Genomic DNA, 9,893 nt, shown 5'->3' on the forward strand with positions numbered 1-9,893 from the left:
CGCGGATGTCAGCGAGGTCCGTGGCATGACCGCGTGCGTTCGCCTCGATCGACCGTAAAGATCGGGTCCTAACGCGCGACGTCCGGGTCATCAGGCTGCCGATTCGAGCGCTTGGACAAGCTGCCGGCGCACGCATTCACCGTGTGCGAGCTCGACGGCCCTATGCCGATCTTGAGATATCGAAGACGGACAGCTTCATCCGACCGGTAGCTGTTGCTATACCAAGCACTTTAGAAACGTCCTAATCTACATTGGTGGCAAGTGTGCGTTTCGCCCGCTAAACATCGGCGATCGTCCGCAGCTATTATCGGCGATGCAGGCAGAGCCGGGTGGGACGATGATCGATTCAGACCAGAAGGCTGCACAGAAACGTCGTCGAGCGCTTCTTCTCAAACAACTTTACCAGTGGCACTGGATGAGTTCGGCTGTCTGCCTCATTGGAATGATCCTGTTTGCGATCACGGGCATTACATTGAATCACGCTGCCCAGATCGAGGGCCGACCGAAGGTCACCCTGCGCGAAGCCCGATTGCCGCAGGAGCTCTTAAGCGCGTTGCGCAAAACATCCACTACGTCGCAGGAGCCTCTGCCGGCTATGGTAAGCCAATGGCTGTCGCGGGAGATGCGCATCGACACGTCAGGGCGCGACACCGAATGGTCGGCCAAGGAGATCTATATCGCGTTGCCCAGACCAGGCGGAGATGCTTGGGCCACCATTGATCTCAGCACCGGCGATATAACTCATGAGGCGACCAGCAGAGGCTGGATCGCCTATCTGAATGATCTGCACAAGGGACGCCACACCGGCGCTTCATGGAGGTGGTTCATCGACCTGTTTTCCGTGGCGGCGGTCATTTTCTCCGTAACCGGCCTCTTGCTGCTGCAACTGCATGCGACCAGACGGCCGGCCACCTGGCCCGTCGTCGGCATAGGCTTCGCCTTGCCCGTCTTGCTCCTCATTTTTTTCGTTCATCAATGAAAGTTGCCCATGCGCCTTTTAGTCACCGCCGCCTTCACCACGATCGCTGCTACGCCCGCGCTGGCCGGCGAAGCAGCCGTCAGCATCGAGATTCCGCGCCTGTCGGTGGCCGAGTATCATCGTCCCTATGTGGCATTCTGGATCGAGAACCCCGACGGCAGCAAGATCACGAACCTCGCTGTGTGGTACGATACGAAGCTCAAGGACAACGAGGGCACAAAATGGCTCAAGGACATGCGGCAATGGTGGCGTCGCACCGGGCGTGACCTGACCATGCCCGCCGACGGCCTGAGCAGTCCGACTCGCGCGCCGGGCACCCACCAGCTGTCCTTCAATGCCGCATCCAAGTCGCTGACCGATCTCGCGCCGGGCAGTTACAGCCTGGTGATCGAAGCCGCCCGTGAGGTCGGCGGACGCGAGCTCCTTCGTATTCCGTTCGAGTGGCCGCCGAAAGCAGCACAGACGTTTGCGGCAAAGGGCGACAGCGAGATCGGCGCCGTCACGCTCAAGCTCGCACCATGATCCCTAGGCGCCGGCCGCAACATATCCATCGACTTACCAGTCCGACTGAGAGGAATACGCCATGAAGAACGCCGTTCGAACCGCGCTGCTTACATCTGCGCTCGCCATCCTCCCGCTCGCTGCACAGGCCCATCGCACCTGGCTGCTACCGTCAGCGACTGTACTCTCCGGCACCGACCCCTGGGTCACCGTCGATGGCGCCGTGTCCAATGACTTGTTCTATTTCGAGCACTTCCCGCTGCAACTGGACGGGCTGTCGGTCCTGTCGCCGGACGGCAAGGCGGTCGAAGCCCAAAACATCGCCAAGGGGCGCTACCGCAGCACATTCGACGTGAAGCTTGAACAACCCGGCACCTACAGGATGATGGTGCTCAACACCGGCGCCTTCGCCAGCTACAAGGTCGATGGTCAAAACAAGCGTTGGCGCGGCAAAGCCGATCAGATTGCGATGGCAATCCCCGCCAATGCGACGGATGTGAAACTTTCCGAAATGCACGGGCGGATCGAAGCCTTCGTGACGTCCGGCAAGCCGACATCAGAAACCCTGAAGCCAACCGGTGTCGGGCTCGAGATGGTTCCCGTGACCCATCCGAATAACCTAGTGGCCGGCGAGAAGGCGACGTTCCGAATGATGCTCGACGGCCAGCCGGCAGCGGGCCTCGCGATTGAGATCGTCCCCGGCGGCATCCGTTATCGCGACAAACTCAACGACATTAAGGTGACGGCCGACGAATCCGGCACTTTCAGCGTCACCTGGCCCGGACCGGGCATGTATTGGATGAATGCGTCGGTTCAGGACAGCAAGAGCACGATCAAGAACGCACAGCGGCGCGCGAGCTATACGACAACCGTCGAAGTGCTGCCGCAATAAGCTCCGCACCACATGGACAGCGAGTCCTTCCGACGCGTGGCGATCCCGCATGACGTGAAACCACGCGCCATGCCGGCGGGCGCGTCTCTGCAGATCCTGGCCGGCCAGACGATGGGCACGTCTTGGTCGGTCAGGTTCTACGGCACGGCTGCAGCAAGAGAGACGCTGAACCGTGCGGTGCAGCGCTGCCTTGATCTCGTCGTCAACCAAATGAGCCTTTGGGAGCCAGAGTCAGACATCAGCCGGCTCAATCGGCAGCCGCCCGGATCATGGCTCAACATCGCGGCCGAATTCGACGCCGTCACCACGGCAGCGCTGCGGATCGCGCGCCTGACCGGTGGCACGTTCGATCCGACCGTGGGGCGGCTGGTCAATCGATGGGGATTCGGGCCGGCAGCAGATGGTGCACAGCCGCCCTCACAGCACGAAACGCGGATGCAGATCGGCTGGAGGCAACTCGAGCATGATGCGGTAGGTCGCCGTGTCCGCCGCCTTGCTCCCGTTTCGCTCGATTTCAACGGCATCGCCAAGGGTTTTGCCGTCGATCTCGTGATGACGACCCTCCGGCAACACGGTCTCCATAATGCACTGGTCGAGATCGGAGGCGAACTATCGGGTGCCGGCACGAAACCGGACGGATCGCCGTGGTGGGTCGATGTCGAGGCGCGAGATCTCGATGGTGGACTGCCGGGCGCCCCGCTGCGGATCGCTCTGCACGAATCCGCCATCGCGACATCTGGCTGCGAGCGCCATGTCCTCCGTGACGGACAAGCGCTTTCGCATACTATCGATCCGGCCACTGGAAGACCCATCGCAAACCGCACGATTGCGGCGACGGTCCTGCACCGTTCATGTATGGAAGCCGACGCCTTCGCAACGGCCTTCATGGTGATGGAGCCGAATGCCGCGATCGACTGCGCGGATCGCCTCGAGCTCCCGGTTATCATCCGGCTGCGTAACCCGGAGCGCAACGAGACATCCGAACGGATATCGTCCGTAATGCGCGAGATGCTTGCGTGACGGTCAGGTCGCGGCCCACTGCCGCAGCAGGTTGTGATACAGCGACGTCAGCGACACCACCGAGGGATGCTCGGGATGATCGGCATTGAGGCGGATGATCGACATGTCGAGATCGAACATCATAGACCGCTTGGTCACGTCGCCGATCATGCTCTCGGTCCAGAAGAACGAGGCGACACGGGAGCCGCGCGTCACCGGCGTCACGTGATGCAGACTGGTGCCGGGATAGACAATCATGTCGCCGGCCGGCAGCTTCACGCTGTGGGTGCCATAGGTGTCCTCGACGACGAGCTCGCCGCCGTCATACTCGTCCGGCGAGGCGAAAAACAACGTCGATGACACGTCGGTCCTGACCCGCTCTCCGGTCGCGGCGATCGTGCGTATGGCGTTGTCGACATGCGAGCCGAAGTTCATCTCTCCTTCGGCATCATAGCGATTGAAGAGCGGCGGGAACACCTTCTTAGGCAGCACCGCCGACATGAACAGAGGGTTACGATTGAGCGCGGCAGACACCAATCCGCTCAATTCACGCGCCTCGGGCGTATGTTCGGGCAGCTGGAGATTGCGTTTGACCTGAGCCGACTGATGCCCGGCGGTGATGCGCCCATCGGCCCAGTCCGCTCGCCGCATGACATCGCGGCAGTACCGGACTTCGTCCGGCGTGAGAACTTCCGGGATATGAACCAGCAAAATTGAGACTCCAAAGATCGGAGGCCGGCGTCTGACGACACCGGCCTCCCTCGGTCGCGACTCATAAGATCGAGGCGTCGACGCTAGAAGGAGACGCGTCCCGAAAGCGACACGTAGCGTCCCTGGCCAGGTACGGCATAACCCGCGCCAGCCAGAGTATCAAAGTAGTACTGGTCTGTCAGATTGTAGACATTGAGCTGGAGCTTAAAGTTTTGTGTTACCTTGTAGGCGGCCATCGCGTCGAAGCGCCAGTACGACGGAACGCGGCCGTCGTTGGTGACACTGGTCCAACGCGAGTCAACGAAGACGGCGCCGCCGCCGACGGTGAGGTCCGGCGACATGTCGTAAGTCGACCAGACCGAGAACGAGTTCTCCGGCGTGTTGGCGAGTTCGTGCCCGATGTTGCCGGGCGTCAACGACGAGGTCAGCCTCGACTTCAGGTACGCATAGCCACCATAAATGCTCCAGGCATCGGTGAGGCGGCCTGATGCTCCGATCTCGAAACCCTCGACCTGCGAATCGCCGATCGCAACGTAGTTCGGACTGACGGTCGACCCGGAGTTTTCGTAATCACCCTGCTTTTTCGTGCGGAAGACGGCCGCATTGAAGTTCAGCCGGTTATTGAAGAAATCGATTTTGGCACCGATCTCGTCGGTTTCAGAGAGGACAGGCGCCAGCGACTGTTGCCCGGTGGTGATTGTGGTGAACTCCGCCGGCGGATTGGCGGACGTGCCGTGCATGTAATACACGCTGGAATTGGCGGTCGGATGCAACACGATGCCGGCGCGATAGGTCGTGAAGTCGTTCTTTGCGTCCAGATTCGTGGGCACCACCGGGGGCGTCGCGGGACCGCCCGTGAGCCTGTTGAACGAATATGTTCGCGCGTTCGACTCGAAATTGTCGAACCGAACGCCGCCGAGCAACTCGAGCCACTCGGTGACCTTGATCTGATCTTGGAGATAGACGCCGATCGTGTTCGCAGAGGAGATCGTCGCTGCCGTCGTGCTGGCCAGCGGCGTCGACACGTACGGATTCGGATTGGCGATATTCACGCGAATCGACGTGTCGTCGAAATTCGTGCGGAACTGCTCGCGGTCCTCGCGGCTGACCTCCATGCCGACAAGCACATTGTGCTCCAGGAAGCCCGTTGCGAACTTCGCATTGAGGTCGCTGACATTGCTGATAAGCTGATTATTGGTCTGGTTAGCGAAATGATTGCTGTTTTGCACCCAGATATTGCTCAGAGGCGTGTTAGGAGTGATCGCGCCAGCTGCGTAGGGAACGCCACCACTTGCCGTGGGATAGAGGTTTGTCGCGTTGATCTGGACCGGTCGCGTCCGGTTGAACCGCTCGACGTAGGAATAGCCGGTGGTGTTCGTGAATTTCAGCCCCGGCACGAATTCATATTCGAATTTATTGATGAGGTTATGTGCCTCAGTCTGCTCGACATCGTTCTGCCCGGGTGTCGCCACGCCGAAATAGGTGCTGCGCGGTACCGGGGCCGGCTGACGATATGTGGTGCCGAAATATGATCCGGGCAGCATCGGAATGCCGCGGTCGGCGATATTGTCATCGTTCTGATAGATGTAGCTCAGTGTGTTCTTGGCATGGTCGTTGATCTGGTAGGACACCGAGGGCGCAAAGCCGTAGCGCTTCACGTTGGCGAAATCGCGTCCGGCAATATCGGTTTCGTAAGCAAGTGCGGACAGGCGCACTGCCCAGTCGCCTAACGCCTTGTTGACATCGACAGTTGCACGGCCTCCCGCAGCGGACGTCCCCGTGCCTTCGAACACGTAGAAGTCGCGGTTTTGCGGTGTTTTGCTGACAATGTTGATGACGCCACCAGTCGAGCCGCGCCCGAAAGCAAATGACGAAGGCCCTTTGTATACTTCAACCCGGTCGAAGCTGAACGCATCGCGCGCGTACCAGCCGGGATCTCGTATACCGTCGCGATAGATGTCGTTGCGCGCGGTATAGCCGCGAATATTGATCTGGTCACCTTGCACGCCGCCCTCGCCGGCGGTGAACGTGATGCCTGGGACGTTTCGCAGCGCCTCCTGTGCGCTCGTCGTGCGCTGATCCTGCATTAATTGCTGCGTGACGACGTTTACAGTTTGAGGCGTGTTGAGCAGCGGTGTTGAAAAGCGCGACACGCCAGATTGCGCGGGCGCCTGATAACCAGCGATGCCCGCGCCATCGCCGATCACCGGCGCGACCTGCGGCGAGGTCGGCTCCCTTGCGGCCACCGCGCGTGGACGCGCTGTGTTCGTCGAGCGTTTGGTCGCTAAACGGGGCTTTGCGGTTGTCTGCTGCGGCGCCGTAACACGAACGGGCGGCAATTCCTGAGATGCAGGCGCCGAAACCGTCTGCGCGTCCGCCGAGGTCGGGATCAACATCGCAGCTGCGATGCCCACAGTGGTCCGGCCCAACGCTGTCTTCGAGACGCTGCCAAACGATTCAACATCGATATCCCCGTCGACGCTGCGAGTTGATATGATCCCCATTCCCCAATCCTAACTTCCAAAGTAACGGCAAGGCGCGACACATTGTCTCGTTTATAATGTTGTTGTCCATTTCTCGGCAATTAGATCGACGCAAAACTGCCTCGATTCCGCTAGGTTCTAGAGCTTTTCTAAAGCGGGGCATTGCAGCGGCAGGCCGAGACCTTTGAATGGCTCTAAAATGGCTTGGCTAATTTATGTAGCGAGCTTATCCGCGCGTCGCTGAAATCATTTGGCTCAAAGCACCATTGATCCTTGACTATATCGCCGCATGAACTGATTAGGTCACCAACTGAGCGTGGCACCGCATCGCGGAGTCGCCTGCAGGTCAGCCCCGATTGTTGCGAACCTCAATGTTTCAGCGTCTTGCTCGTTGTGCACTCGACCTCACTGCTAATCGACGTCTTGGGCGCTTTCGCAGAATTGCCGAAAACATCATGCGGCGTGACTCGGATATGCGTCGCCTCTCCGAAGCAGATTTAAAGGATGAAGCCCAGCGACTGCGCGCGCATGTCCGCAATGGTGCAAAACCCAATGCTTTGGTCGAGAGAGCTTTTGCGCTGGTACGCGAAGCGAGCCGCCGAGAGCTGTCTCAGACGCATACGTTATCCCAACTCATCGGCGGCCTCGCTATGCATGAGGGCTACGTCGTGGAAATGCCGACCGGCGAGGGCAAGACTCTCACGGCGACCCTCACATCGACCTTACAGGCAATGTCGGGGGCCGGCGTTCACGTTGCCTCGCCCAACGATTATCTGAGCTCACGCGATGCGGCTTGGATGAAGCCCATCTATGCCGCATTAGGCCTCAGCACGGGCATCATCACGACTCACATGGACGACGATAGCCGTCGAAGCGCCTATGGATGTGACGTAACTTATGGCGTCGCAAGCGAATTTGCTTTCGACTATCTGCGCGACAACATGAAATATAGCCGCGAAAGCGCGGTTCAGCGCGGCCACGGTTTTGCGCTAATCGATGAGGCGGATGCGATCCTGATAGACGAGGCGACGATGCCGCTGTCGCTGTTTGGACCACTCGGCGATCATTCCGAGTTTTACAAGACGATCGACGCGATCGTGGCGGGACTGCAACCCAATCATTACCGGATCGACGATCATCGTCATGTTCATTTGACCGATGAGGGGTACGGACAGATCGATGCTTGGCTCAAACAAGCCGAGCTTTTGAAGCCCGATGCATCGTTGCACGTCACGCAGTCGATTACGCTTCTTCACCACGTGATCCAGGCTGTTCGCGCCCGCACCATTTTGCAGCGTGACCGCGACTATGTCGTCAAGGACGACAAAGTCGTTATCGTGGATCGATACAGCGGCAGGATGATGGAGGGACGGCGCTATGACGATGGCCTGCATCAGGCTCTTGAGGCCAAGGAGCGCTGCCTTATCGGCGAGGAAGCGCGAACTCTTGCATCGATTACCTTCCAGTCCTTCTTCCGGAAATACCAAAAGTTGGCTGGAATGACGGGAACAGCGATCGACGACGCCGACGAATATCGACAGATCTACGGCATGCCGCTTCTATCGGTGCCCCCGGAGCGTCCGTCGCAACGGATCGATAGATGCGTTTATCACCTGAACCGCGACGCAAAGCTTGCAGCCATTGTCGCACGAATTGAAGAAGCGCATGCGCGCGGGCAACCTGTTCTTGTCGGCGCGCCGACAATTTCGCGGTCGGAAGCTATTGCCTCTGCGCTCAAGGCGCGTGGTTGGCGGACATCGCTTGCGGCCGGACCGCGAGTGTTTGCACTTCTCAGCGCCAAGCATCATGAGCACGAGGCTCAGATCGTAGCGCAAGCGGGATCCTCAGGCGCCGTGACCATAGCGACCGCCATGGCCGGACGCGGCACCGACATCCGGCTGGGCGGCTTACCAATTAGTGACGAGAACCGGCAGCGGGTTGCCGCCGCCGGTGGGCTGCTGGTGATCGGGTCCGAACATCACGAATTCGCGCGGCTTGATCGTCAGCTCCGCGGTCGCGCCGGAAGACAGGGCGATGCCGGCCAGTCGGAGTTTCATACGTCTTGGGAGGACGAACTCGTCAATGCAGCGAATACCCCTGGACGAACGATGGCCGCTCGACCCATGCCCCTTGAGCGTGCCATCGCAGAGGCGCAAAGGCGCAACCTGAGCCGGACCTTCAATGAACGCTCCGCTTTGATGCGCTTCGACGATGTCATCGAAACGCAGCGGATGACCCTTTTGGCGCAGCGCGCCATTGTTCGCGACACGGAGGATCCACTTGCTCTAGCAGATGACCTGCGTCAGGACACTATTGACGATCTCCTCCAGCGATTTGCACCTAAAGGCGAAACGCCACAGCTCCTCCGCCTCGATGCGAGCGTGCGCGCAATTTTAACGCTCGCCATCGATTTTTCTTCGATGACCGATCAAATGGCGAATACCGCACATTTGCGCAGGCTGATCAAAACGGCCGCTGATAATTGGATGGCCGGCAAGGTAAAGGCATTCGGAGCCGAGCGGCTCGCCGAGGTGATACGCGGGCTGATGCTGGCGCTGTTAGACCAGCTTTGGACTGAACAGACGCAGCGCCTCGAGCATTTGCGCCGGGCGGTCTCCGACCGCGGCCTCAATAGACAACGGACTCAAGCCGAATATCGATCCGAGGCGTTCTCCACATTCGCACATCTGATGATGGAATTCCGGCATGAAGCGACAGCTCACGCAATGCGGCTCGGACTCCGGGCCGAGAAATAGCCGGTGGCGACCTGGCGGCCCTGAATGATAGTGGCGTAACAATCTATTCACGCTCCTTTGTTCGACGCCACATATGCCGACAGCAATCTCGCGCTAGGCCCTAGACTTCAGAATTGCAGTTCGCGCGAATGAGAGTCTACTCCGACCGATCACATTAGCATGACAAGTCGGTCTGCTACCTGGCGTCAGGTCAGCCGAACCGCCGACGTGAATCTAGTGCAAATGATTACATCTGAACATTGATTACAACGAGAGTTTTTGCGAATCAGAGCGCGCGATCACAAAACCCCGCACGGCTCGTAGTCAGGAGTCTATCGGCTACTCACATCAAAATCGACTAGCTGCTTGGTCCTTCGCTGTCCGCTTTGGCCAGATGCGCCCATTCCGCACAAGGGGGCCGAAGCTGGCGGTGCAGATAGAAGTTTCTGGTTATCGACCATATTACCAGATGGTTTAGCGTATGATTTCGGGCGCTGGTCCGACGGCCCCTGTGCTATCCAAGATTTGGGTGATCTCCAGCTCCAAGGCTTCTGTAGGCGGGGCAGTTACAACGATATTAAGCGCCTCGCGTT

Annotated in this window: 7 protein-coding genes; 5 read left to right on the forward strand and 2 right to left on the reverse strand. The window is 59.3% G+C overall.

What is annotated here, in order from left to right; translation table 11 throughout:
• Nucleotides 1-337 precede the first annotated feature (337 nt).
• The 4 genes from ACIQ17_RS25685 to ACIQ17_RS25700 all read left to right on the forward strand — a co-directional run bounded on the left by ACIQ17_RS25685 (nt 338) and on the right by ACIQ17_RS25700 (nt 3,392).
• Nucleotides 338-979, forward strand: coding sequence for a PepSY-associated TM helix domain-containing protein (locus ACIQ17_RS25685; RefSeq protein WP_398472109.1), 642 nt, complete (start codon nt 338-340; stop codon nt 977-979).
• A 9-nt stretch (nt 980-988) separates the two neighbouring features.
• The gene (locus ACIQ17_RS25690; protein WP_398472110.1) at nt 989-1,501 is read left to right on the forward strand and encodes a DUF2271 domain-containing protein; all 513 of its coding nucleotides are present in this window, start codon (nt 989-991) and stop codon (nt 1,499-1,501) included.
• Nucleotides 1,502-1,562: 61 nt separating this feature from the next.
• Nucleotides 1,563-2,372 carry a DUF4198 domain-containing protein gene (locus ACIQ17_RS25695; RefSeq protein ID WP_398472111.1) on the forward strand — a complete coding sequence of 270 codons (810 nt, stop codon included), beginning with the start codon at nt 1,563-1,565 and terminating at the stop codon, nt 2,370-2,372.
• A 12-nt stretch (nt 2,373-2,384) separates the two neighbouring features.
• Entirely contained in the window at nt 2,385-3,392 is a 1,008-nt protein-coding gene (locus tag ACIQ17_RS25700; protein ID WP_398472112.1) for an FAD:protein FMN transferase, read from the forward strand.
• 3 nt (nt 3,393-3,395) lie between these two features.
• Here ACIQ17_RS25700 and ACIQ17_RS25705 read toward each other — a convergent pair whose 3' ends face one another.
• Both ACIQ17_RS25705 and ACIQ17_RS25710 read right to left on the reverse strand, forming a co-directional pair.
• Entirely contained in the window at nt 3,396-4,082 is a 687-nt protein-coding gene (locus tag ACIQ17_RS25705; protein ID WP_398472113.1) for a Fe2+-dependent dioxygenase, read from the reverse strand.
• Between the two features lie 83 nt (nt 4,083-4,165).
• Nucleotides 4,166-6,586: a TonB-dependent receptor gene (locus ACIQ17_RS25710; protein WP_398472114.1), complete on the reverse strand. Its 2,421-nt coding sequence runs from the start codon at nt 6,584-6,586 to the stop codon at nt 4,166-4,168.
• Between the two features lie 350 nt (nt 6,587-6,936).
• Between ACIQ17_RS25710 and ACIQ17_RS25715 the strand changes: the two genes are divergently transcribed.
• On the forward strand, nt 6,937-9,321 hold the full coding sequence (locus ACIQ17_RS25715) for a preprotein translocase subunit SecA (RefSeq protein WP_398472115.1): 2,385 nt from the start codon (nt 6,937-6,939) through the stop codon (nt 9,319-9,321).
• Nucleotides 9,322-9,893: the final 572 nt, after the last annotated feature.

This window comes from Tardiphaga sp., assembly GCF_044340795.1.
In the GTDB taxonomy this organism is placed as follows: Bacteria; Pseudomonadota; Alphaproteobacteria; order Rhizobiales; family Xanthobacteraceae; genus Tardiphaga.